The organism is Porticoccus sp. Uisw_050_02 (genome assembly GCF_047729555.1).
Lineage (GTDB): Bacteria > Pseudomonadota > Gammaproteobacteria > Pseudomonadales > Porticoccaceae > Porticoccus.
In genome coordinates, this window is record NZ_CP159825.1 from 859,215 (window position 1) to 884,257 (window position 25,043).

Annotated in this window: 28 protein-coding genes; 6 read left to right on the forward strand and 22 right to left on the reverse strand. The window is 40.7% G+C overall.

The window, feature by feature from the left end:
* Positions 1–24: 24 nt before the first annotated feature.
* Positions 25–426, forward strand: a complete 402-nt coding sequence (locus tag ABXT41_RS04105) for a hypothetical protein (RefSeq protein ID WP_415390256.1) — start codon at positions 25–27, stop codon at positions 424–426.
* Positions 427–535: 109 nt separating this feature from the next.
* On the opposite strand, the gene ABXT41_RS04110 is transcribed toward ABXT41_RS04105, so the two are convergent.
* Positions 536–769 carry a hypothetical protein gene (locus ABXT41_RS04110; RefSeq protein WP_415390257.1) on the reverse strand — a complete coding sequence of 78 codons (234 nt, stop codon included), beginning with the start codon at positions 767–769 and terminating at the stop codon, positions 536–538.
* Between the two features lie 150 nt (positions 770–919).
* Between ABXT41_RS04110 and ABXT41_RS04115 the strand changes: the two genes are divergently transcribed.
* A complete protein-coding gene (locus ABXT41_RS04115; RefSeq protein ID WP_415390258.1) occupies positions 920–1,324 on the forward strand; it encodes a surface-adhesin E family protein in 405 nt (134 codons plus the stop codon).
* A gap of 195 nt (positions 1,325–1,519) precedes the next feature.
* Positions 1,520–1,948, forward strand: coding sequence for a phosphate-starvation-inducible PsiE family protein (locus ABXT41_RS04120; protein WP_415390259.1), 429 nt, complete (start codon positions 1,520–1,522; stop codon positions 1,946–1,948).
* A 119-nt stretch (positions 1,949–2,067) separates the two neighbouring features.
* Here ABXT41_RS04120 and ABXT41_RS04125 read toward each other — a convergent pair whose 3' ends face one another.
* Positions 2,068–3,339 (reverse strand): O-acetylhomoserine aminocarboxypropyltransferase/cysteine synthase family protein, encoded by a 1,272-nt coding sequence (locus ABXT41_RS04125; protein ID WP_415390260.1) that lies wholly within the window; start codon positions 3,337–3,339, stop codon positions 2,068–2,070.
* A 140-nt stretch (positions 3,340–3,479) separates the two neighbouring features.
* Here ABXT41_RS04125 and msrA point away from each other — a divergent pair, with 140 nt between their 5' ends.
* A complete protein-coding gene (gene msrA / locus ABXT41_RS04130) occupies positions 3,480–4,757 on the forward strand; it encodes a peptide-methionine (S)-S-oxide reductase MsrA (RefSeq protein WP_415390261.1) in 1,278 nt (425 codons plus the stop codon).
* Between the two features lie 7 nt (positions 4,758–4,764).
* On the opposite strand, the gene ABXT41_RS04135 is transcribed toward msrA, so the two are convergent.
* Positions 4,765–5,361 (reverse strand): hypothetical protein, encoded by a 597-nt coding sequence (locus ABXT41_RS04135; protein WP_415390262.1) that lies wholly within the window; start codon positions 5,359–5,361, stop codon positions 4,765–4,767.
* A gap of 367 nt (positions 5,362–5,728) precedes the next feature.
* Here ABXT41_RS04135 and ilvD point away from each other — a divergent pair, with 367 nt between their 5' ends.
* Entirely contained in the window at positions 5,729–7,408 is a 1,680-nt protein-coding gene (gene ilvD, locus ABXT41_RS04140) for a dihydroxy-acid dehydratase (protein WP_415390263.1), read from the forward strand.
* A gap of 157 nt (positions 7,409–7,565) precedes the next feature.
* Here ilvD and ABXT41_RS04145 read toward each other — a convergent pair whose 3' ends face one another.
* From ABXT41_RS04145 to ABXT41_RS04205, 13 genes are all read right to left on the reverse strand, one after another.
* Positions 7,566–8,102, reverse strand: coding sequence for a hypothetical protein (locus tag ABXT41_RS04145; protein WP_415390264.1), 537 nt, complete (start codon positions 8,100–8,102; stop codon positions 7,566–7,568).
* Positions 8,099–8,812, reverse strand: coding sequence for an MORN repeat-containing protein (locus ABXT41_RS04150; RefSeq protein WP_415390265.1), 714 nt, complete (start codon positions 8,810–8,812; stop codon positions 8,099–8,101). The genes ABXT41_RS04145 and ABXT41_RS04150 overlap by 4 nt, the downstream gene beginning before the upstream one ends.
* A 10-nt stretch (positions 8,813–8,822) precedes the next feature.
* Positions 8,823–8,981, reverse strand: coding sequence for a hypothetical protein (locus tag ABXT41_RS04155; protein ID WP_415390266.1), 159 nt, complete (start codon positions 8,979–8,981; stop codon positions 8,823–8,825).
* Positions 8,982–9,037: 56 nt separating this feature from the next.
* The gene (locus tag ABXT41_RS04160) at positions 9,038–10,060 is read right to left on the reverse strand and encodes a hypothetical protein (protein WP_415390267.1); all 1,023 of its coding nucleotides are present in this window, start codon (positions 10,058–10,060) and stop codon (positions 9,038–9,040) included.
* Between the two features lie 415 nt (positions 10,061–10,475).
* Positions 10,476–10,934: an NfeD family protein gene (locus ABXT41_RS04165; protein WP_415390268.1), complete on the reverse strand. Its 459-nt coding sequence runs from the start codon at positions 10,932–10,934 to the stop codon at positions 10,476–10,478.
* Positions 10,935–10,937: 3 nt separating this feature from the next.
* Positions 10,938–11,882: an SPFH domain-containing protein gene (locus ABXT41_RS04170; RefSeq protein WP_415390269.1), complete on the reverse strand. Its 945-nt coding sequence runs from the start codon at positions 11,880–11,882 to the stop codon at positions 10,938–10,940.
* Between the two features lie 592 nt (positions 11,883–12,474).
* Positions 12,475–13,107 carry a peroxiredoxin gene (locus ABXT41_RS04175; protein ID WP_415390270.1) on the reverse strand — a complete coding sequence of 211 codons (633 nt, stop codon included), beginning with the start codon at positions 13,105–13,107 and terminating at the stop codon, positions 12,475–12,477.
* Positions 13,108–13,233: 126 nt separating this feature from the next.
* Entirely contained in the window at positions 13,234–14,973 is a 1,740-nt protein-coding gene (locus ABXT41_RS04180) for a protein adenylyltransferase SelO (protein WP_415390271.1), read from the reverse strand.
* A gap of 219 nt (positions 14,974–15,192) precedes the next feature.
* Positions 15,193–16,197 (reverse strand): CobW family GTP-binding protein, encoded by a 1,005-nt coding sequence (locus tag ABXT41_RS04185; RefSeq protein ID WP_415390272.1) that lies wholly within the window; start codon positions 16,195–16,197, stop codon positions 15,193–15,195.
* Between the two features lie 121 nt (positions 16,198–16,318).
* The gene (locus tag ABXT41_RS04190) at positions 16,319–17,134 is read right to left on the reverse strand and encodes an outer membrane protein (RefSeq protein WP_415390273.1); all 816 of its coding nucleotides are present in this window, start codon (positions 17,132–17,134) and stop codon (positions 16,319–16,321) included.
* 290 nt (positions 17,135–17,424) lie between these two features.
* Complete coding sequence (locus tag ABXT41_RS04195) at positions 17,425–18,051, reverse strand: alternative oxidase (RefSeq protein WP_415390274.1); 627 nt, start codon at positions 18,049–18,051, stop codon at positions 17,425–17,427.
* 536 nt (positions 18,052–18,587) lie between these two features.
* On the reverse strand, positions 18,588–19,070 hold the full coding sequence (locus ABXT41_RS04200; RefSeq protein ID WP_415390275.1) for a toxin-antitoxin system YwqK family antitoxin: 483 nt from the start codon (positions 19,068–19,070) through the stop codon (positions 18,588–18,590).
* A gap of 422 nt (positions 19,071–19,492) precedes the next feature.
* Positions 19,493–19,636, reverse strand: a complete 144-nt coding sequence (locus ABXT41_RS04205) for a hypothetical protein (RefSeq protein WP_415390276.1) — start codon at positions 19,634–19,636, stop codon at positions 19,493–19,495.
* Here ABXT41_RS04205 and ABXT41_RS04210 point away from each other — a divergent pair, their 5' ends adjacent.
* Complete coding sequence (locus ABXT41_RS04210) at positions 19,637–19,870, forward strand: hypothetical protein (RefSeq protein ID WP_415390277.1); 234 nt, start codon at positions 19,637–19,639, stop codon at positions 19,868–19,870.
* A gap of 58 nt (positions 19,871–19,928) precedes the next feature.
* Here ABXT41_RS04210 and ABXT41_RS04215 read toward each other — a convergent pair whose 3' ends face one another.
* From ABXT41_RS04215 to ABXT41_RS04240, 6 genes are all read right to left on the reverse strand, one after another.
* Positions 19,929–20,105, reverse strand: coding sequence for a hypothetical protein (locus ABXT41_RS04215; RefSeq protein ID WP_415390278.1), 177 nt, complete (start codon positions 20,103–20,105; stop codon positions 19,929–19,931).
* A gap of 137 nt (positions 20,106–20,242) precedes the next feature.
* Positions 20,243–21,196 carry a hypothetical protein gene (locus ABXT41_RS04220; protein ID WP_415390279.1) on the reverse strand — a complete coding sequence of 318 codons (954 nt, stop codon included), beginning with the start codon at positions 21,194–21,196 and terminating at the stop codon, positions 20,243–20,245.
* A gap of 746 nt (positions 21,197–21,942) precedes the next feature.
* Complete coding sequence (locus ABXT41_RS04225) at positions 21,943–22,434, reverse strand: DUF805 domain-containing protein (RefSeq protein ID WP_415390280.1); 492 nt, start codon at positions 22,432–22,434, stop codon at positions 21,943–21,945.
* Between the two features lie 29 nt (positions 22,435–22,463).
* The gene (locus ABXT41_RS04230; RefSeq protein ID WP_415390281.1) at positions 22,464–23,189 is read right to left on the reverse strand and encodes a hypothetical protein; all 726 of its coding nucleotides are present in this window, start codon (positions 23,187–23,189) and stop codon (positions 22,464–22,466) included.
* Positions 23,186–24,289: a hypothetical protein gene (locus ABXT41_RS04235; RefSeq protein ID WP_415390282.1), complete on the reverse strand. Its 1,104-nt coding sequence runs from the start codon at positions 24,287–24,289 to the stop codon at positions 23,186–23,188. Before ABXT41_RS04235 ends, ABXT41_RS04230 begins: the two co-directional genes overlap by 4 nt.
* A complete protein-coding gene (locus ABXT41_RS04240; protein ID WP_415390283.1) occupies positions 24,282–25,043 on the reverse strand; it encodes a hypothetical protein in 762 nt (253 codons plus the stop codon). Before ABXT41_RS04240 ends, ABXT41_RS04235 begins: the two co-directional genes overlap by 8 nt.

Below are 25,043 nucleotides of genomic sequence, written 5' to 3' on the forward strand. Positions count from 1 at the left end.
ACATTTATGGGGACAAGCAGCGACATGAAAAAACCAAATCTTTTTAGAAGAGCAACTATGTTCCTTGTTTTTATTTGGAGAGCTGTCATGGATGTAAAATATAATCCATTAAAGTATGTTCCATGCCCAGTCTTACAGGGATATTTCATGTTAGTGTTATTTGCTATATGGAGCGCTTTTTTCGGACTTATTGCCTCATTTTATTTAGGTTTCATCAACTACAGTATTGTGACCAGCATCATCATACATTTGGCTGTGATAATTCCATTAATAATCACGAATGCAGTATTTATTGACGCAGAGCGTGACGGGCACAAATGGCTAATTGAATGGGAAAAAGAGCAGTCAAAATACAAATTATTTGTAAATCGCTTAAAAACAAAAAATACTGTTCTGTGGAAACCAAAGAGAACCGATACAAACTAAGTGACTACCTTGTGCCTAATATGAACACTGGGCGGGGTTCTGTCCCTTTTAGCAATCAGGTTATTTTGCAACGCTTCTTGGGCTGTAGCATCAATTATTACTTGCCTGTCTAGCGACTTTTTTTGATACCCCCCTCTTTTAAACAGGCTTTTTTGATTGTTTTCGCGGAGTATGATGTGGGAGCCAGTCGTGCTTTTTTATCGCATAAATTACGCACTTTTTTCTCTTGCTCTTTTTTGTTGGCTGACTCCCTAGTATGGCCGCTTGCTTCATGTGGGTCAGCAAAAACAGAGAGCGCTAAGCCCACAGATACAGCAAGACAGAGTGCATACAACATATTCATTCTCAACTCCATGTTATTTTTTGAAATAATAGTCTTAAAATTAGATATTTTCTAGTTACGGGAATTAATGCTAAATCAAGCTTTTGATTAAATGCTAGAACCAATACTACAAGATACATACATAAAGTTAATCCAAGAGAAATTAGAGAAATGAAAAGACTGCTTACCTTGATAATACCAGTAATGCTCTCATTTCCTTCTTATGCAGAATGGATCAAGGTGGCCAAGAGTACTAGTAGCGGTAATACTATTTACGTAGATTTTGGTAAAATAAAAAAAATTGATAACTTTTTATACTACTACTCATTAACAAATTACAAAAAGCCGGTATTTGGCGATTTATCTGTAATTGTATACCATCAGGCAGACTGCAAACGATCAAGAGAAAGGGGAATTAGATGGATGTTCCATAAGCAGCAGATGGGTCAGGGGGATAGTATTACTGAAAATACTCATGACAAAGAATGGGCATATCCTTTCGCTCATACTTCTTCTACGTCAAAAGGGGCTGCGCTCAAAACAGCTTGTGAGCAAGCTGTTAACCAAAAACTATAGCTCTGCAAGAGAAGCAACCCGAAGCATACAATGGAAGACTGGAGCGCACTAAAAGAAGAGCCAGTCAGGTTCCCTGGGCCGTAAAATTTAAAGTCAAAAAAATTGATCATTATATGATTGCCTCTGTAAAGATCTAAAGTGCAGGCATAATGCATAAAATTAGCTTAAAGCTCTAGAGTGGCTTATGATTAGCTTATGGATTTTAAGCTACCCAAAATAAAAAGAAGCCTTCACTGGACCACCGTCGTAAGTGAAAAAGCCCTCCTAGCATTAATTGGTATAGCAACCTGTATAGCAGCAGCTCAGTATCTGTTTGCGATGTACGAAGCAAGAGATATTCTCTTGTCTGATCTTTTTATGCTTTTTATATATGTTGAGATTATAGGAATGGTAGGTGCTTTTTATAGCACCAACAGAATCCCTGTTACTCTGCCGATAATTATTGCAATAACCGCTCTATGCCGACTAATTATAATGCAAAGCAAAGATATGGACGCATTAGTTTTAGTTGGAGAAGCTGGGGCTATACTAATTTTGTCAGGATCAGCTTACATTATGAGCCTAAAAGATAGAGTAAGCCTTGAAAAAAAGAAAGAGTTTAAAGAAGACAAAGATGCATCATAATAAAAAGTCTTTACAGGCAAGCTCTATAATTTAAGTCTTCCGGATGAACCACTAACGAAAGACCCCAAATCAATCTCTAAGTTCTAACTTAATATTCTTTTTTCATTTCCAATCTGTTGTCACACGTTATTTCCGAGAGCTTGCTCTATGTCAGCAATAATATCGTCAGCATGCTCAATACCTACAGAAATTCGAACCATTTCACGACTAGCTCCTGCAGACTTTAGCTCATCATCGTTCAGCTGGCGATGAGTTGTACTTGCAGGATGGCATGCCAAAGATTTAGCGTCACCAATATTTACTAAACGCTTGATAAGCTGCAACTTATCGATAAATTTCGCGCCAGCAATCTCTCCACCTTTAATGCCAAAACTTAAGATTCCTGATGGTTTCCCAGAAACAACCTTCTGGGAAAGCTGATAATACTTATCGTTTTTTAGGCCTGCATAATTTACCCAGTCAACCAAGCTATGTACAGACAAATACTCGGCAACTTTTAGGGCATTTTCAGTGTGTCGTTGCATGCGTAAAGCAAGGGTTTCTAGACCCTGCAAGATTAAAAATGAATTAAAGGGCGAAATTGCAGCACCCATATTGCGTAGCGGCACAACACGAGCACGGCCAATAAATGCAGCTTCGGCCATTGCATCGGCATATATGATCCCATGATAGGACGGATCCGGCTGATTAAACACAGAAAAACGAGGGTGGTCTTTCCATGGGAAATTACCTGAATCAATAATAATGCCACCCACAGATGTGCCGTGCCCTCCAATATATTTAGTTAAGGAATGAACAACAATATCTGCACCCTGTTCAAATGGACGACAATAAATAGGTGTTGCGACTGTATTGTCGACAATGACGGGGATACCATGCTTATGCGCCATATCTGATAATGCCTGAATATCAACGATGTTACCTGCAGGATTACCTATAGACTCACAGAAAAGTGCTTTGGTATCGTCATCAATTAAGGCTTCCAGCGCATTTATATCATCACCTGAAGCCATGCGTGCCTCAATCCCCTGATTAGGCAGAGAATGCGCAAAAAAATTGTAAGTACCTCCGTACAGCTGACTAACGCTGATAATATTATCTCCAGCACGCGCAACGGTTTGGATGGCTGCTGTGATTGCCGCCATGCCAGATGCCAGTGCCAGCGCACCAATACCACCCTCTAATTCAGCCATACGCTGTTCGAGTACGTCAGTGGTTGGGTTCATCATGCGTGTATAAATATTTCCAGGCTCAGTTAAATTAAAAAGATTTGCACCATGCTGGGTGTCACGAAAACTATATGATGTGGTTTGGTATATAGGTACAGCGACCGCACGGGTTGTTGGATCATCCTGAAATCCAGCATGAATCGCTTGAGTTTCAATATTCATAAGAAATGTCCTTAGTAATAGTTATCTCTATGATGAGTGAGAATTGGAGGGAATAAAAATTTATAATAATTATATTAATAAATACATGCAAAGATAGTATAAGATTCTTCACGTTAATTTAATTAATACGGTTTTTTGAAATGGAAAATAGTTCTTTTAAAATAAAGAAAATTTTATTTTTACTATTGGTTTTTGCCGCTGGTTCCTTAGCTGCCAACGACGAAGTGCTATCGACTTCCCACGTCGAAAGAATAGTTTTAGGCTCGGGTTGTTTTTGGGGGGCCGAAAAGGGTTACGAATCACTACAAGGTGTAATGAGCGCAGTATCAGGTTACTCCGACGGCATAAACGTTAAGCCTGCCTATACAGAGATTACGAAATTAGAAAATAAGTTCAATCCTGACAATCATGCCGAGGCTGTTGAGATTACCTACAACACCAACATCATTTCAACCAAAATGCTTTTGAAGCATTATTTTGAATCTCATGACCCCACACAACTAAATAGACAGGGAAACGATGTAGGAACCCAATATAGATCACTAATTCTCTATTCCAGTAAGGCACAAAAAATGACTGCAGAGGAAGTTCTTCTGGAATACCAGAAGCTCCTTTTCGAATCAGGTTTCGGAACAATCGTGACACAAGTCAAATCACTAAAAACATTTTATGCCGCTGAAGCGCATCATCAAGACTATATTGCAAAAAATCCAAACGGATACTGCCCTGATCACTCCACAGGAGTCAAATTTAATATTAACAGCAAACTAGAAATGCCAGATAATCATGGTTTGAAAAAGGGCAAGCACATAGTCATTATCGAGCCTCGAGGCTATTGCCCTTACTGTGAAAAATTCAAGTCTGAAACGATCAAGCATTACCTGGGAGATATACCTATAACCCTGAGGTTAGCCAGTCAACTGGATGGTTTAAACATTAATTCGCCCACATGGGCCACGCCAACTATTATTTTCTTACAGAATGGTAAGGAGGTCTTTGGCCATCAAGGCTACATGTCATCGAAAGAATTCTATCAAGCTCTCGGCTATTTCAAGCTTGGCAACTCTGATGCATATAAAGTAGCTTTTGAGGATGCGACTGATGGAAGATTTTGCAAAGAATATAGTATTTTTAAAAATACTCCTGATGGAATATTTGTTGATAAAATTAGCGGGGCTCCGTTATTTGATACACAGGATAGGTTTAATTCTTCTAGTGGATGGCTGTCATTCACAAAGCCAATAAGTGGCGCAGTCTATTCTAAAATAGACAATAGTTTTGGGATGAGCAGGATAGAAATAAGATCAGCTGTTTCAGACATACATTTAGGGCATATGTTCCCTGATGGCCCCAATGGGCTGCCAAGATATTGTATTAATGCAACAGTCCTCGAATTTAAAAAAAGGGCGGAAATTTAGGTTCCTTTCAGAAAACCATTCCTCTTTTCTCAAACACTTTCTGTGTATTTATTATCTTTGGGCGCAACCAAGCCCCGATAGAACCGACAATAGCGAAAATTATTAAGCCCTTTTCAAGATCACCTGGATTGTCACCCTTAAGTGCTTTACTTAAACTACTAATCATTAAAAATGCAAATACAAATACCAAGATTACTTTAGATACAGATACTGCGACCAATTTAAGAAAATCGACTCCTGTGTTCATTAGCACAGTTGCATTGCAACTTTTTATACCAAACCATGCCGCTGATGCCGCCATGCCAGCAAGCATTATAAGTTCAACTATGCCTGCTACAAATGAACTACTGTCATTTGGCATGAAACTTCCAGCTATCAATAATACGACTATCGGTGCTACACCCATTCCAGCTATATTCCAAACATCTTTATTGTCAGCATAAAAAACAACTTCGTTCGTTAAACCTAAATATAATCCATACCCAACAACTAGTGGAATTATCCAAAGGATCTGTGTCAACCCTAACCAGGAAGCGACTAATGTTGGGATAACCAAAGTTAAAATTGATGCGGCCAATAATTTAATTGCTTCGGTTTTCCCCAATCTGGAACTAAGACTTGGGAGGAGTCGCCTTCTAGTATTTGTAAAACTTGCGCGTGCTCCATTTGTGTCTCCATCAGCATATGATTACTGATTTACCTTAAGCTTCTGAGCGCAAAAACGCTACTGAAACATTGCATTGCACCTAGTGACAGGAATTACTGTTGGAGAATAGGTTTATACAGAGGCATGCTAAAATACCTTTATGGTGACATCAATTAGATTTACATGAGCTCGCTAAAAAAACCAGATACCAAGCTGGAAGGAAACAAAAGCTCCAAATAAATATGTTTGCTTAGAGAACCCTGACAGAGTGCTGGATTCTTTCTATAATGCGGCTTAGCTACTCCAATAAAGTAAGGATCAAATAATGAGCAATACAAAAAATCGTAAACATTCCTCCATCGTCGTAGATGGCGCTGAAAAAGCCCCTAGCCGGTCCATGTTACGCGCAGTAGGATTTAGTGATGCTGACTTTAAAAAACCTCAAATTGGAGTTGCTTCCACCTGGAGTATGGTCACGCCTTGTAATATGCATATCAACACATTGGCCGAAGAGGTTGGCAAAGGCGTAGAGGTCGTTGGAGGCAAAAGTGTTATCTACAATACAATTACGATTTCAGATGGTATTTCTATGGGTACTGAAGGTATGAAGTACTCATTAGTATCACGTGAGGTTATTGCTGACTCGATTGAAACAGTATCTGGCTGCATGGGGCATGATGGCATTGTAGCTATTGGTGGTTGCGATAAAAATATGCCTGGTTGTTTAATGGGCATGGCACGATTGAATCGGCCTTCTGTCTTTGTTTACGGTGGTACTATTCAGCCTGGTAAAAATCGAACTGACATAGTCTCCGTGTTTGAAGCTGTTGGTGGGCATGCAAAAGGCACTGTTTCCGACATACAACTTAAAAATATTGAAGAAACTGCTATTCCTGGCCCAGGCTCTTGTGGTGGAATGTATACTGCAAACACCATGGCGTCAGCCATTGAAGCTTTAGGAATGAGCCTGCCAAATAGCTCAGCTCAAGAAGCTATATCCGATGTAAAGCTAAATGATTGCAACCGAGCAGGAGCTGCGGTTGTTGAATTAGTTAAAAATGATATAAAACCTTCGGATATTATGACTAAAAAAGCTTTTGAGAATGCTATTAAAATAGTTATTACTCTTGGAGGCTCTACTAATGCTGTGCTCCATTTGCTGGCAATGGCGCATACCATTGGCGTAGATTTACAGCTCGAGGATTTTACTCGAATTGGCAGTGAGACACCTATGTTAGCTGACTTGAAGCCAAGTGGTCGTTTCTTAATGTCTGAGTTAATTGCAATTGGTGGCTTGCAGCCTCTGATGAAAATGCTCCTGGATGCAGGCCATCTACATGGTGATTGCCTAACGGTAACTGGTAAAACTGTAGCAGAAAACTTAGCTAATGTTCAAGCTTATCCAGAAGGCCAGGAAATCATACGCTCTTTAGATAATCCTATTAAAAAAGACAGCCACTTAGTCGTTCTACGCGGCAACTTGGCACCAGAAGGTGCAATAGCAAAAATCACCGGCAAGGAAGGATTAAAGTTTACTGGGAAAGCACGCGTCTTTCACTCTGAAGAGGACAGCCTAAAAGGCATACTAGACGGTACTGTAGTTAAAAACGATGTGGTAGTGATTCGATATGAAGGTCCGAAAGGTGGTCCTGGCATGAGGGAAATGTTAAGTCCAACTTCTGCAATAGTGGGCAAAGGTTTGGGAGAAGATGTAGCGCTGATAACTGATGGTCGTTTTTCAGGGGGTAGCCATGGATTTGTAGTTGGGCACATTACACCAGAAGCTTATGAAGGTGGTCCTTTGGCGATTGTAGAAGATGGTGACGAAATTACGATTGATGCAGTTACTAAAGAACTGGCTATAGCCATATCTCAGAAAGAAATTGAGAATCGGTTAAAAAAATGGGAGAAACCAAACCCAAGATATACTCGGGGTGTTCTTGCAAAATTCGCTAAAACAGTAAACTCGGCTTCATATGGGGCGGTTACCGATAAAGACCTTTAGGGATTTTCTAGCTGTGTGGCTATTCCGTATGTCGCATTGGCTTAACTTGCCCATATTAGGTTTTCTGTTTACATAAAAATTTCACGCCCCTTGTAAGTGCTTGTTTTTATTAGACACTAAAATTTTTAGTGTCTGTAATCCTTATTTCTTTTGTTAGTTAGAGTTTACGGCTACGTAACATCAAAAACACAATAAATGCACCTACCAACTTACCCATGACAGACATCGTTATGTTTGGCACCGTGAATATTCCAGGCACCATAGCTTGCGCCATAAACAAAAACACACTGGTATCAATCGGCGCGGCCAAAGCTGATGATAGCAAAACTCGTGATGACAGACGCAACTTTGAGAACGTATAGAGCATCCAGTCGACCAGCTCAGCAATAATGAAAGCCAGTCCACTGGCTAAGGCTAAATCAGTTCCAGTTGTCCAATAGGTGAGACATAAGCCAACAAACATAGCGATAAGGACTTTATGGCCGATTTCACGTTGCGAGAAATCACGAAACACCAGAACTAGGCCAGTCACAATAGTCACCGGGTTAAAGGCCCAGCCCGGTAAAACCTCCCAAATCACAGCCCAAGTGAAGGTCCAATTGATAAATGGCACCAAGAAAATATAGATGAGCGTATATTTAACCGAAAATAAGCTGATGGCTGACTCAGGTCGAGTGGAAGCTTGCTGGTTCATAATTCTTTTTCTGTCTTTTTTCCATCTCTCCATTCACATGCATACTCTTTGTCATTTATATCGGTAAAAATACCTTTCCCATGCTCTTTATCATTCATGAATTCACCGACATATTTTCCAATACCAGGCTTGGTCAGCATACCCCGCCCATTAGCCTTACCAAATTCATACTCACCAGCATAATTACCACCACCAGGATAAGTATAGACACCACATCCATGATATTCGCCATCAAAGAATTCTCCGACATAGCTTGAACCATCAGGATAGCTGTATGAGCCCTTTCCTTGTTTTTTCCCATCCACCCAGCTACCAGAATATTTATTACCATCGTCAAAAGCTAAGGTTCCTTCTCCATGCTTCTTGTCATTTCTCCATTGGCCTTCATATACAGCACCAGCATTATCTGTATAGATTCCCTCTCCATGCTTTCTATCGTTGCTCCACTGACCTGAATATGTATGCCCAATATGATAAGTCATTACTCCCTCGCCGCATGCATGACCCTCCTTAAACTGGCCTACGTACTCGCCAATACTAGGGCTATTTAAAATTCCCTCACCGTGAAATTTTCCTTTCTTAAACCCACCCTTATAAAAAGCACTATTAGCTAAATGTAAAGTGCCCTGACCATTGATATAGCCATCCTTTAGCTCACCAATGTACTTATCGCCATTAGAAAAAGTTATAGTCTCTAGCGGTTTTTTCATCTTTTAACCCTTATCCTTTTTGGCTGGCTTCCAGAGCTCGCCTTAAGTAAACTAAGTCCCTTTCAGCGGCATTAACTTCATCCCAGAGGATGTCATCTTCACTGAGCAGGGCTTCTTTTGTAGCCTCCAGCTTGAGTATTTCTTTTTTTGTTGAGGATTCAGTAGTCATCGTTTTGTGGCCTCCGTCAATAAAAACTCATATCTTCCGACCCCCAGCCAACCCTGTCAGGATAAGTAGGTTTCCAAGCTGAATGCCCGATAGCGCAGCCGGGGTAATTTCTCGGCAGTGATAAAACCGGGCTGGGCGTTAATCACATCGGGAATCCTATTGACCAGCTGGGTGCAGGTGGTCATTGCAGTGGGGACAGCCCCATTGGACAGCTCAACGTCGGGCTCCCCCGCTATTTTCCAGTGGTTCATGTCAGTCTGATCAAGCCGATACACACAACCGGTCATTTCGAATACAAAACTCGGCCCTTCACTAGTTTTAATTTCATCGATATCGGTAAAACCAAGAACATCGCCAACGGCAACCGTGATTCCCAACGAGGCGACTGGTAGAGGTTCAATCGCTAATACCGGCTGCGACGTCGTCGTAACCGATATAGGCGTCAGCCCAGTATCTGCCACTAGTGCATCCAACACGTTACGACCAAAGGTGGGTGGACGTGAAGCGGACTCCAGCCAGGTGCTGAACTGCTCCGTAGTGGTTCCAACCTGTTGCTCGCGAGCCAATTCGGGACCATAATCATCGACATTCCAGCTAGCCTGCCCCAGCACGTTGTTTATATGATGAGTCGTACCCATCAGCATACTTACCATATTGAGCCAATAGCTATCTTGATGGCCGGAACCCGTCAAAGTCACACCGGTGCGTTTGGCGATCTCATCGAGTTCCGCAGTAATTTCCGGCGAAGTCTTCCACGGGTACAGTGCTTCTTCAGACAGTGTCACCGCATTGACGCCGTGCTCAGCACATAGGCGAAGCTGCTCCTGTGCATCGGACATATAGCTGTTGACAGCAATGACTGCGATATCGGCCCCACGACTCAACACCTCTGCTGCATCATTGCTTACGGCAACTCCCAATTGGCGCCCGAGGTCGGTGAGCTCCCCTAAATCCTTGCCGACTTTTGCCGGGCTACGGGAAATAGCTCCAATAATCTCGACTCCCTTGTCGAGCAACATACGGGTAATGATCGAGTTCATTGTCCCAACACCATAGACCACAGCTTTGATTTTTTTCATGGATACTATCCTCTTGTTATTATCGTGCTCAATTGCATCGGCATATAATCGATATAGTACTGCTACAGTATAGGACAGCTCAAGAGCAGGTGGTAATCCCGATTCCTGAAAACCACACCTTATGTTTCACATAAAAAATAAAAAAAGGGTAGCAGCCTGTTTTAGTAATGTTTAGGTTAGCATCTAAGTTCAAAATATTAATATTTTATGGACAATTCTATGACTTTTTCAGGTGGAAAAAAGCGGCGAAAAAAGAAACAAAACTTGATGATTTTGACTTGGGGCTCTGGAATAAATTCTTTTAATTGATAAAGAATAGAAGATAACATAATGGACATTAATTTTACTTTGCAGATACTCCGCCTAACGCTATTTTTTAGCTGACTAGCAATGGTGTTGGAAGAAAAATAAAGGCCTATGATGCTTTTTCTTGAACGATGAATTTCCCAACAGCAACCCCGGTCACTTCAACTAGGGTGCCTGCTGACAATTCTTGTTGGCTGCTAAGATTCCAATCGATACCTGAATAACGGTATGTAGGGTTTTTGGTCATAGACACAGCGTCATTTAAAATAAAACTATGTCCAACTAAATCATTCGTAACTTTCTTACTTTCAACGTTACCTTGCATGGACTTTAACGGGCGCCACAAAAGCATGGCCGATAAGGCTGTTAATACTCCCACGCTGGATAATGCACTGAGCATTGAATCGGGGACAACACCAACGATCATAAGCACCCCTGCTGCCACCGCTGCAAGACCAACAAAAAACAAAACGAAGGTTGAGAAACCCAAAACCACAACTTCGATAACAAGCAATGCCAAGCCAGCTATAATCAAACTTTCAGACAAATTACTGCTGATCCAATTCATTTTTTAGCTCGCAACATTCTTATTAAGCGTGCTTATAATCGTCATTGCTTGAGTAACCATGCTGGCCGCATCAGTACCGTTATCGGGCAATAAAACTACTGAAGACTCTTTCGCTATAGCAAGTTTAGCTTCAATTGCTTTGGTCGCCAAATCAAGTTGTACTGCCTTCTGACCCTCTTCAGTTGCCGCTGCTTGACCCACTTGTCTAAGAGATTCTGCTTGAGCTGATGCAACAGCCACAATCGCCTTAGCCTCACCTTCTGCACGTAAAACCTGCTCCTCCCTTTCTGCTTCGGCTGCTAGCACTACCGATGCTTTTGCACCCTCAGCTCGGTTAATAGCTGATTGTCTATCACCTTCTGACTCCAGTATTTGGGCACGTTTCACCCGCTCGGCTTTCATCTGTGCTTCCATGGCTTCCATAACTGACTGAGGCGGCACAATGTCTTTTATTTCATAACGAAGTACTTGAATACCCCATGGACCTGCAGCCTCATTAATCGCAGCTACAATATTGGTGTTTAATATGTCGCGCTCTTCAAACGTTTTATCAAGCTCCATTTTACCCAGCTCAGAACGCATCGTAGTTTGAGCCAGCTGAGTTACAGCAAACACATAATCATCTATGCCATAAGTCGCTTTATATGGATCAAGCACACGAAAATAAAGTACGCCGTCTACAGACAAGGAAATATTATCTTTCGTAATAGCGCTTTGCTCCGGCACGTCGACGGCTTTTTCTTTAAGAGAACGATCAGCAGAAATGCGATCAATAAAGGGCAGGATAAAATTTAATCCAGCTTCTTTTGTGGACTGATATTTACCAAAACGTTCGATCACATAAGCACGATTTTGCGGAACGAATTTAATTGAGCTTTTAAGTCCAATTACAATTAAAACCAATACAAGTGTTTGCGTGGTTAATAAATATTCAAATACAATGCCCATTATTTTCTTCCTCGATGTTTTGCTAATTTAATACATAAATTTTAATTAATAGATACGGCCTAATTGCTATTATCATTTAAAAAGCCCCAATCTTTCAATAAATACGATTCACAGCGCACTTATTTTAAAATATGTCCAAAAGGTTTTGACGACGTACGCCCAGCCCAATCACCCAAAATATAAAATCAGTCTATAAGTGGGCATCTATATTAGAAGCGGCTTATAGGATTACTTCTTCTCACTCTTCCAAGTTCCACCATATTGATACGCTTCTTTATGCCTTGATTTAACGTCGGTCAGGCACTTCCTGCAATGAAACACCCAATCTTTCAAACCTTGGTATCGACACCGATACAGTATCTCCTTTGCATCCTTGCAGACAGAACAATCTTTAGTTCTAACTCTCATGAAAATACACCATAACCAAGAAATCATAAAAAACTACAATTCACAAATCACAGCACCAGGTCCCACGCAACCAGAACAAGCGCCTAAAAAAGTGTGGCCTTGGCCAATTATAGAGATGCCGGGCGGAACAGCCAGTAGTGCTCGCGGCTCTAACCTTGCCTCTGTTTTTTTGGCTTACTCTTCGTTATTTAGACACGTCTACATAACGTAAGTACGGCAGAATTTCATCAAAACCTTGTGGAAACTTCTGCGACGCATCAGCATTGCTAACTGTCGGTGGAATGATGACTTTGTCGCCTGCCTGCCATTCTACTGGTGTCGCAATGCCATGTTTGTCACCAATTTGAAGTGCATCGATGACACGTAAGATTTCATCAAAATTACGACCCACTGCCATTGGATAAGTCATCGTTAAACGAATTTTGTGTTCTGGATCGATAATAAAGATAGAGCGTACTGTCGCTGTACTGCTTTCTGATGGATGAATCATGTCATAAAGCTCTGCAATTTTTCTATCGACATCAGCAATAATCGGGAATTTAAGTGATGTGTTTTGCGTTGCATTCACATCTTTAGTCCAGCCTAAATGTTCTTCAACAGTATCTGTCGAAAGACCTAGTGGTGCACAATTACGTGCTTCAAATTCTGGTGCTAGTTGGGCTGTTCTACCCATTTCTGTCGTACAAACAGGGGTGTAATCTGCTGGGTGACTAAAGAAAAAAACCCATTTACCTTTTGCCCAATCATGAAAGTTAATTTCACCAGCTGTTGTTGCAATGGTGAAATTGGGTGCTGTGTCGCCAATACGTAGTGCCATTATTATATTCCTTGTATAAGTTAATATTTGTCATACTGTGAAGTACTCAAAGAGTGCCTTTGCGCTCATCACCGGTTCGGTTTTGGCACACGTAGGCCGCAAGCTGGCCAATCAGTTTTCGAAAAATCATGACGAGCAGCTCATATACGATAATCCCCCGATTTCAAAGAACTCAGACGGTTTGGGCCTATAGTATTTCTCCTCCACCTCCTTCGACTGCTCGGCGTAGGGCTGCGTCATGACTTCCTGCAGCTCTCGAATTAGAGAGTAGCTCCCCGCAGTCGCCTGGCTGTACGCAGGCACAACGAACCATTCTCGCAAAGTGTATTTTGGGTTGACGAGTTTCATCTGCCTAGAAAGCTCGTCACGGGAAGGGGGCTGCGCAGTATTCGCGTCGGTCGTACTGGCGCTGACTATAAGAGATTTCCATTTTTCGAGCCACTCTGACCAGCGCTTATCCATCTCTTCGGAGTCATCGTAGAAGCTTTTTTTGAGTGGCCCAATGTCGTCGGGTACCATCGAGAGCTCGCGGAAGAAGAGAGTGTAATCGACAGGAGTTTGCACCATGAGCGTTTCGAGCTCACTGAACAACGCCACGTGAAAAGTGCCGAGTCCAAGTTTGGCAGCCCACATTTTCTCCATTTGCACTTGCATCACTGTCGCAAAGCCACTTCGAATCTCGTCAAGCTGTCGCAGATAGTCCTGATGCGATGTCAGTGATGCCAGCAAGGGCCACAACGCCGTACAAAACATGTGAAAGTTGCGTTCCGCTGCCACGGCTTGATTCAGAAACGCGAAGTGATGTCCGCCACCCGTCCATGGCTGGTAGTGCGGGTTAAACACATCGCAGAATCCGAATGGACCGTAGTCGAGCGTGAAGCCACCGACCGCGCAGTTGTCACTGTTGAAGTTGCCCTGACAGTAGCCGACGCGGATCCAATTCGCCACAAGCGACGTCAGGCGACTGCGGAACTCACGCGCGAGTAACACCAGTTTTTCGGCAGTGTTTAGTTTCTTATCGATGACGTCAGCGTACTCACGATCGATCAAATGCAACACAATCTGTTCAAGCTCTTCCATCGCTTTCGGGTGTTCTTTCTTGCGCGCACGGCGACCGAAGAGCTCGAGTTGACCTACCCGAATGAACGACGGTGCGACGCGCGTCGAAATGGCGACTGCCTCTGATATAAGCATATCGGGATCCTGCGAGCGCGAGCTCTCCGAATACCACGGCCGCTTCACCTTCTCCGTTTTTGAAACGTATAAACTCAGAGATCGCGACGTTGGCACACCGAGCGCATGCATGTGCTCCTGCGCTAAGAACTCCCGAACACTTGAGCGCAGGACGGCGCGACCATCGGCACCGCGGCAGTATGGCGTCCGGCCTCCACCTTTTAGCTGCATTTCCCAGCGTCGACTGTTGATGACGGCCTCAAGCACGGAAACTGCGCGACCGTCGCCGTATCCGTTGCCGGTTTGGAACGGGCACTGTTGTATGTATTCGGTACCGAAGATGGACAATGCGTACCCACACGCCCAACCCACCTTGCGCATCGGCTTCGGAACGTGCGAGATGTCGCCGGAGAACATGCGGACGAAGTCGGCCGACTGAGCCATGCTGTCGGCGAAGCCAAGTTCGCGGAAAAAATTTTTGCTGTGAACGACGTACTCGGGGTCTTTGATTGGCGCGGGATTGATGGGGACATAGTGGCCCGTAAAAACTTGTCGTGGCGCATGATCGACTCCGTCTGCTTTTGCGTCAGGATCGCAGTTGAGCGTATCCATCAGCGAGTAGTTTGCCAACTTTGCAAGATCGTCGAGCGTCGTGATGGTTGGGGAGGTTTCTTGGGGCAGTCGATTTTTCATAGGTCTACTCATCCTTGCTTACTGAAGGTGAATGATATGCTTGAACATCGCACCAAAAACTGTGTATTTGATCTTGAGTGTAAAAATCATGGCAAGGTCGTAAAGATTATCTAACCATCTAATACACATCACCTCATAATTAGTAAAGTAACACAAGGAAAGGACCATATGAAAAGGTATCGGTTCAGAGTAAGATATTAACGTTTTTTAGTTGCGGTTTTAAGCATCGGAGCGAACGCAGCCCATGAGCTGTGCTTCCCATTTATCATTAACATTATCAGAAATAATTTCAACACGACTTTCTATGCAGTCATCCAGTTCAATTTCTGTCAAGGTATCAGAGGTTAGATTGTAGCCAACTACACCTCTTTCAGTAATAAACACAGCTTTCATTCTTTCGGCGCTTATGCCACTCAGAAACAAATATAATTCTTCATAATCAAACACACGGCTTGGTGAAAATCGCCAACCGATACTATGAAAACCTTCACCTTCATTGATGGCTTTAATATAACCGCATTCGGGAATTGGAGCTTCGGATAATAAAGGTTTTGCTTCAGCCGAACTGTGAAGATGGCCCCTGACTGTCGCCGCCGTTTTTCCTTTTAAATGATTAGGTGCTATTTCGCCATATTTCGTAAATATCGTTTGAGCTTCAGCAGCTCCATATTGCTTCACATAGCGCTCAAGTTTTATCTTGTCTTCGCCCTGATATAAGTCCAGTTTGTTACCGACAATAATATCTGCAATGGCAATTTGTTGATTAAACGTTTGGTGCTGGGTATAGCGTTCATCTGAGAGTTTGCGAGCATCAACCAAGGTCAATATTTTCTGTAAATCAAGAATTCCCCGGTAGTACTCCGCCGAAAGCACTTGCAACACTTCCTTGGGATGCCCAAGCCCAGTAGGCTCAATCAACAAGCGATCCGGCCTAGCACGTGCAAGCAATTGGTTGAGTGCAATTTGCATCGGCAACCCTGCGGCGCAGCACATACATCCTCCGGGCACTTCACGAATAAATACACCTTGCTTTTCACTATACTGACCTTCAAATAAGCTGCCATCTACACCGATCTCGCCAAATTCGTTTACCAAAACCGCCCAATGTTCATTCACGGGTTTAGACTTAAGGATATGAAATATAGCTGAGGTCTTTCCCACACCTAAAAAACCAGTAATTATATTTGTGGGGACTGCTGAAATTTTCTGTGGATCAGACTTCATTTGTATTGATAACATCTGGAAAATCAGTAGCAGCAGCATTGACTACAAAGAGTAACAGCAGTAATGGTGTGAGGAGTTTTTTCATTTCGTATTAACCATTATTCTTTCGTAGGCAAGCTAATTAAAATTTGTATTGTAAGCCAATCATCAGTTCTTGGGTTTTGATTTCACCGCCGTTATGTTCTTTAGTTAGGGCACTCCGTACTCCATTATTGGAAAGGTTTTTACCTGACTTGAATCTACCTAAATCAACATACTGGTAACTAATATCAATAGATAACTTTTTTGTTAGACTTACCAATGTTCCTGCTGCAAATTTGTAAGCGAACTGTGATAGTTTGTCTCCATCAATAAAAACAGTACCACCAGTCGATGTTTCAGTAACTGTACCCAATTCATTTCTTGAAATACCAATACCTCCACCTAAATAAGGTGTTACTGATGTATTACTGATGACAAAGGATTCAAAATCATAAAAACCATTAATAAATACACTTTTTGTATCTATGTCTGCTTTATCTCTTACCCCTTTTGAAACCGAGGGTTCGCTAGTGAATTTGGCATCGTATTCTAACTCATCTCTTTGTGAGAACTCTAACTCAAGCCTAAAGTTATTGTTTATACGTTTACCTACACTTAACCCAAAAACATGTCCAGTACCTAAGTTGCTATCCTTAATATCATATTCACCACCGCCAGCATCGCCATGCATCTCTCCTGCATCCCTTGATTCTGAGACACCGCCTTTGACTGTGATATAAAAACCCTTAAAGCCATCACTTAATTTCATTTCTTTTTGTGAAGTTGAATTAGCTAGAGCAGCTGTTGGAGTAGCAGCAGGTGAGATGCTTGGGTCATCATAACTTCCTCCGCCTGCTAGAGCTAAACTTGCAGATGAAGCAGTTAAAAGGAGCAATAATATTTTACTTAGTTTCATTGTTTTATGTGCCTTCAGTAAATTTTCGCGAATTATGGCTTAGTTTGATTTTGAGGTATAAAGATTTGATTTTTTTAATACAAAAAGCTAAGTCTACTAAAGGACCATATGGACAGGTTTGGACTAGGGAAAAACTTAGGATGGCGCCCGGAGGTTGAGCAACATGAATAGCCCTATTGGAGGAAATATCAAGGCAACTTATGTCAATTGCGTAGAATGCAATAAGTCATTTGCCTATACTTCAAATAAAACGGTAATAACTCTTTTTTAGAGAGCATACACAATCTTTTCTACGTCCATTTTCTATTATAAGAAGTATCACCATCTGCATATTTGTGATTAATTTCGCTATGATGTTGTTCATCTGCTCTTACACATTTTATAAGATCTGATAACCTTGCATTCTTTTTCATTTTGTAATATTCAATTGCTAGACTAGGTGCAGGCACGTTTTCTACTTCACCTTGTTCTACCATACCCAAATAATCTGTATAACTCTTTACTGCTTCTTCTTCAAAGCATCCGATCATTCTGTGTGCTGTTTTATAACTTACTATGTAAAGTATTGTATAAAATATCATAAAAATTAATTGTGCAAATAAAACTAACAGTCTTTCAAATAAATTTGGTTGTACTATTTCTATGAAAAACATTAAATGCATTCGCTCGTTTTCTGCTTCTGCTAACATTTCTCTAATATCTGGACCATATCCTGTTTTCATTTTGCGTAAACTTTTCATGTGTAACCACATGCCAGCAACCATGCCTGGTACACCTGCTATAGTTTCTAACACTATTGCTCTATGTCCATAACGTTTGGCAAAGAATGTGTCTGCCATGAAACGGAAAAACTTTGTCATTGACACTGCAAACCAGTTTCTCATATCGTTACCTTTGCTTCCTTTCAAATGTTCCACCAGTCTTCCATTTCGGGAAATGTTGATAAAAAATCTGTATCTCTACGCTCATCATGTTGCGTAAAATTTATAAAGACTTGCTCTGAGTTTAATTTACTGTATATATTTATTCGACAATAATAAATTGAATTTAAACAACGAGATAAGTGTACTCCAATTTACTACTTCAAAATATACTGATTAACTTATACGCATTATTTGTATTTTGAACTTACAACCAAAGCTAATCGGTTTGAACATACACAGTTTGAACGAAATTGAAAAATCAAAATTAAAGGTTAAAGGGTTCAGTAATTAAAATAAATGGGTTGATAGGGCTATTTTGATGAGTAGTTTTTAGATTTTTAAGAGAATAATATAAATTTGCTATCGAAACTAAAAGCGCATCCCTAACATTCGATTTTGAAGAGGTTTAATTTCAGAAAGCGTTGCAAGCTTGTCCCAATTGAAATTCCACCCGCCTGACATCGATTTAGTACTTCTGCTAATCACCAGTTGGGTGTGAATTCTTTTTTTACATCCCATCTCATATTCTGTCAGTCACTAATCTTCACTCCGTTCTTATAGTTACCTTTGTTACCTAACTGACCATCATCATGGAATTCAACCCACTCACCTTCTCTCTTACCATTCTTATAATTACCTTTTAAAAATAACTGACCATTGTCATAGTAACAAATCCACGCACCTTCTCTCTTGCCATTCTTATGGTTACTTTTGCACTTTAACTGACCATCATCATGGAATTCAACCCATGCACCTTCTCTCTTACCATTCTTATAATTACCTTTGGAATTTAACTGACCTTTACGGTGGTAAGTAATCCACTCACCTTCCATCTTACCGTTCTTGTAGTTACCTTTGTAATGTAACTGACCGCCAGCGTAGTAACAAATCCACGCACCTTCTCTCTTACCATTCGTTATTGAACCGTTGAATGACCCAGTTACCTTTCCAGAAAAGGGAACGTCAGAGAATTTCTTATAGTAAACGGCATCACGTTGCACCAAGTCACACATAGTCTTAGTTCAACTTGGAGACGATAGGGGTGATGAAAGAGAGTATGGTTATTAGAGTTTTCATTTCTTAATTATTATTTTATTGATTTATTGTTCGGTTTATTTGTATATAACCTGCTTAGTAAAAAATAATAGATTACTGTCCAAACCACAATAATTGATATTCCTAATCCATGACCTTCCATAATTTATGTCCTTATTGAAGTTAATTTAATCCTATTCCTGTTTTTACAGAGCACGCTCAAGCGGAGTGATTTTCAATTTCAGCTTTTAAATGATTGGGTGGCATGAGAGGAGCTTCTTGGAATGTGCTAAAGGCTTATGGATTAAAAAACTCATCAAATTTTTCTTCTGGCTGCCATCGCTGCAAGATAACTTTTAATGCATCCTGATAAAAACTCCTTAAAAAACTCTCGCGAGATTTAGCTGCCTCTCTTATTTACAGACCAAACAATAAGAATACCAATTACAATAAGAATACCTAAAACCTCTAAAACATAACCACTTACACCAATAAGATAGGCTAGAGTAAAGCCTATAAGCCCCGATAGTATGCGTAGAACCATTTGCCTAACTCATCCTTTAGTTTTTCTTTTCGTATTAATCCTTATTCTTTTTCTACCAAATCTAGCTCTTCTTACTCTTCCAAGTTCCACCATATTGATACGTTTCTTCATATCTGGATTGAACGTCCGTCAGACACTTCCTACAGTGAAACGCCTAATCTTTCAAACCTTGGTATCGACACCGATACAGCACTTCCTTTGCATCCTTACAGACAGAACAATCCTTGGCTCTAACTCTCATAAAAATACACTATAACTCAAGTTGTCCAACTGTTTCTCTGCTAGACAGGTTTTATCTATTTCTTTGGCTTCTTTGGCTTCTAAGTCCCGCTTCTACTTTTTCAATTTCGTCCGCGGGAGATTTTCCTTCTCTTCGCCTCTGCCTCCACTGATGCTCTCTGTTGCTGACGTCATACTCTTGCCAAAAATAAAAACCAATCCATCTGATAAAGGTTGATTTACACCACATAGCAATCTCCTTTCCTTTTTTACAGAGTACGCTCAAGTGAAGTGGTTTTCAATTTCAGCTATTTTGTATGGGGGTGGGTACTTATAAAAGTGGCAATATGTTTAGTAGCCCCGCCCTATTCTGTTATTCAAGAATGTTTAGTGCTTCGTTACTAAAATTGCCTCAGGAGGATTTATCGATGGTTTTACCGCAAAACCTATAGCTGCAGCAAGATCACCAAGCGAAATTTCAAAAGCATTGGTAGTCTTAAAAGATAAATCAAAGGTTGAAGTCGATTTAACAATTAGCGGTGATGAATAATTAATCACCCACCTGATACGACTTGCATTTTCACAATCGGTTGCATCGGTATTATCAGCCTTCAGTAACCTTCCACCAACAGTGCCATTTGATGTTGTCCCTTCACTAGTCGCAGAAAACGAAGCATCACACCCATCAAATGAAGCAATAATTGAATTTGAGGGGGCAGGATTTTCATTACCAGCATCACCACACTCCCATGACATCCCGAGGCGGGTATTAGTATTTGACAAGCTTCCATATAGATCATGAACATAGCCTGCGCTTCCTAAGGTCCCAGTGTTTGCTATGATTTTACTAACTGTCCAGCAAGTTTTTCCTAGACCCGTTCTACCCATCAAATCATTTGCAAACTGTTGAGTATGCGTAATCGAAATTTTATTAGAAATAATCGCAACCATATAATTGTAATCGCCTGCAGGGACATCAATAGATCCTGTGTTCAAAACTGTTTTAGCAGGTGGCGCTATCGTGTGATCTAATCCTGCTGATAAATCAGCATCACCCAGATCGGCGCAAGTTGAATAATCTCCAGAAATCGGGTTCGATTTACAAATAGCAAGTTTAAAAAATGTTAGGCCATATTCATCAGGATCTTCTTCGCAACTAACTTGATTGGTCTGACCATTATTTGTAACAATGTAACTAAATTGACCGCTACCATTAGCAATTACACCGTTATCATTGAGTCCGTCAGCACCAGTTCTGTCACAAGTTGCTTGTACTTGAGATGTCCAAGCGATAGACAACATTAAAAAAAGCAATAAAGGGCATAATTTATTGAAACTCACACTAAAAACCTCAAACTCTTACTCTATTGTTAATAACTTCTATTTTACAGAGTACTCTCAAGTAAAGTGGTTTTCAATTTCACCTATTTTGTATGGGGGTGGGTACTATTAATAACAAGGAAACGGAATATAGCCCCCGTGCCCTAAATAAATAGACTACTTTTTAGACTACTTTGGAAGTTTTTATATAGCAGGGAGTCTAAAAGCCAACTGTGGTATGGGATGTAGCGAGGTATAAAATAGATTATGGTGCCCGGAGCCTCTGTCGAATAGTGAGGCTAAACGACTGTTTTATATATTAAAATTATATCTATTAAGTCTCGGTACCCCCAATTATACCCCCAATTAATTTTACTACTAACCCAGGCAGCAATGATTTTTTCGCAGTACGCGATACCCTACCCCCCGGCTACCCCCTCAATTATTTTCTGGAGTCCCACAATACCTTATACATTGGAATCTATATAAATAATCCCCCGATTCCTGTTTATGCTTTACTGAAGATCATTTTTTGATTCTACAAAATGTATCAACAGGGTTCTATGATCGCTCTACTGTATATATACAACGGACTCGGGGGAGACCCCCTAAAAAGCTTCAAGTTATTTGAATTGATCAAAGAAAAATCAAAAGAAGATTTTACTATATCTGGATTTGACTGCAGAAAAACTCCGTTTAATTAGCTGCAGTACGACAAGTAATCCTTTTGCTACGAATTACCAAGGGGCCTAGGCCTGATTTCTTCCTCATTGCGCTGAGGGCTCAGACCCAAATCGATTATCCCCCTCATCACCTCTCCTTAGAGACCAATATATAAGAGGAATGCAACCAATAATTGTAATTATAAGAAGGTACCACCACCCCGATCGGTTAACGTCATGAAGGCGTCTTACGCATACCGCTATACTTGGGATGATGAAAATAACCAAAGAAGTACTGTACAAGGGTCCCCAGGGGCCACCATCAATAATCCATGCTACCGTATATACAATTCCTAAAAATAAACTAAACAGCCAATACTCTGACCTATTCGCTCGATCAGAAAAATTAGTGTATTTAACAAAACATATTTTTACAGCATTAAAAAAATTCATATGAGACCCTACCTTAATAAAATTAGAAATTCCAACAAGCTTTGTGTGCCATTTTTTTAAGTTCTCACAAGAGGAATTCAGTGGATTAAATATATAAAAAATAACAGTTGCAGGCTTTCCATAGCAATGGAGCAAAAGTTTCATCTGCAACAGCTTAAAAGCCAACTTCCTCATTAGTTTTTTCTATCCATTTTGTAAAAATACCGCTCGAACATCTTAATTTCTGAGCCAGTCATCTGATCAAGGTTAAAACTAACATAGAAAATACACTGCGGACTCTGCTCAAGAGTAAAACTATGTATTCGCTGTGCATAGTATTTAAATTCTGAGAGCGTGAATGGGGTACTATCAATCAATCCTTTGATGCCTGGAACTACCATCAAAGCTGATTTTTGTTCGCTGTCTCCTCTCAAGGAAAAACCATAACGATCACCAGTTTTGATTATATGGCCGATAGCTGACAGTTGTTTTTTGCCTACAGAGCAACGTGGCTTGTCAATGCCACCTCTGCCTGCTACTAAAGTCGTTCGATTTAAATGCTCTATTTCTTCTCTTAATAGATTATTCTCAGCCGCCAAATCTTCATGGTAGTTAGTTCCACCCTGAGATGCGGTAATCATTTTCTTCAAACGACGAATTTGGCTAGCTTGTAAATCGACTTTTTTAACTATATCGGCGTTCTGTTTTTTTAGTTCCAGATTGCTATCAGCCAGATTCTTAATCTCTTTTTTTTGATTTTTTGATTTTTCTTGCAGAATATCGAAAGAATCTATGGTTCTAACAAGATCTGTATCCTTCATGTAAATAAAACAAAGCAAGACAATAATAACCGCCAGGATAACCTCCATAACGGTTGTATTTCTTAAGTCAGACTTGCGCTCTTCTGACCTACTGTTCATTTGCGGGGTTTATTCAAAAAATCTACGACACTGGTGACAGTTTGATTTAATGCTGCACCGAGTTTTTTCGCCTCTTCCTCTGTCTTTCTCACTTCTTGCGTGACTCGTACGACCGATGCGCTAACTTCTGTTGTAGCAGCTATTGCTTGACTCTCAACTTTTTCTGAGACCTCAGTAATTCTTTTGCAAGACTCGGTTACAGTTTGATTAAGCTGATTGATGTCACTAGAAATATCTCCAGCACTTAATAGATTATTTTTTGCAGTTTCTAGAGCATCATCCAATCCATCAAATTTTGTCTTAGCCTCCTCAACAATAAACTGCGTCTTGTTGCTCATCTCTGCTAGATTTTTTACAGAAATGGTCGTGTTACTCATTGCTGCTGCTAGGTCATTAAAATCATTTTGTAAGCGGCTAGTATCTATCTGATTTAATTTAGCTATGAATACAGCCATTTGAGCTGTCGAGGTTTCTTGAAAAGCCTCAATAATTTGAGCATTACTTTTTGAACTAGCCTCCATATTTTTTGAACTTGCCTCCAGTTTTTTTAGTGCTGACACTACATTAGAGCTTAGTGCGCCGAGGGAATGAAGAACCTCAGTTTCAGGCTCAGAAGTTATTGGTTCAAATTGAGTTAAGTAAATTCGAGCTGCCATCCCAATAACGGTGGTTACTAGTGCTGGGCCCATTTTTCCAATAATGACCTGAATATTAAGGTCATTTAGCTGAACCATAGCACCCACAAGCGCAGCAAAGGTAAATAAGAACCCTAGGTAATATAAGCTGTCGGCAAATACGGCTCGCGTATTAGATGATTTGGTGTATTTTGCGCCCAGCAGATAGTAAGTCGCCATCAACAAGCAAGATGCGCCAATACGCATATATCCAGAACTTCCGTCTAAGAAACTAGGTAGAGGCAGAAGAATTACCAGCAGCCCCACTGCAAATATTATAAGAAAATAACGCCTTAGCTTGTCTTTTGTTTCGTTCGGATCAAAATACACTTCCTTCAACACTTTTTCGGCAGATGCATCATTATCTAAAGAAATGATGGGCCGTTGTGTTCTATTTTCTTGATTCGTATTCTGAGTATCAGTCATTTTCAAAAAATTCCTTGCCTATTTTGCTGGTCCATCGTCCTCTCTCGTTAACATAGTAGACTTTCTGTGCCCCTAATCCTTCAAATCGAGCCCTCCAGTCTTCTTGCTCATTCATACAAAGTTTTGGGGTATTGTCCTCATTATTAATAAACCCTCCGCAGACCACCAAAATATTAAACCCAGACAAATCAATTTTACTGAAAGGGTTGTCAGCAGTACGGTACTCCATCATGTCTGAAAAAATAACTAAGTATTTGGCCTTATCGGTCTGACTTAGCCCAAGCTGAGATGCTAGCGCCAACGCTCCCGATATATCCGTTTGATCGTCCACTTTGTTCTTTACAATTCTTTCAACACAATCTTCTTTTAAATAAGATTCAAATTCCTCTATGCTATCTGAACAAAAATCTTCATCCACAGCACCGCAATCTTTGTCCTTGCGACCTACAAGTTTTTTTCGCTGTATCCTAAACTCACAAACTGCACCTGAAGTTTCGCTTTTTGAATGAATTGGAAGAACTTGAATCAAGGATGGTTTTTTTGGTCCATCTGCTTTTGACGCAATCAATCCGGCAAGTGTATTGATGTTTCTGGGAATTTCTTTTTTAACGCGGTCAGGAGTAAAGTAAGAATTTGAAAAATCCATCAAAACAATGACGTTTGATTCAAGATCTCTTGCGAGGCCTGAAGAAACAAAAGAAAAAATTCCAATAAAAAATACAACAATCGCAAATAAATAAGATGGGGTACGCAT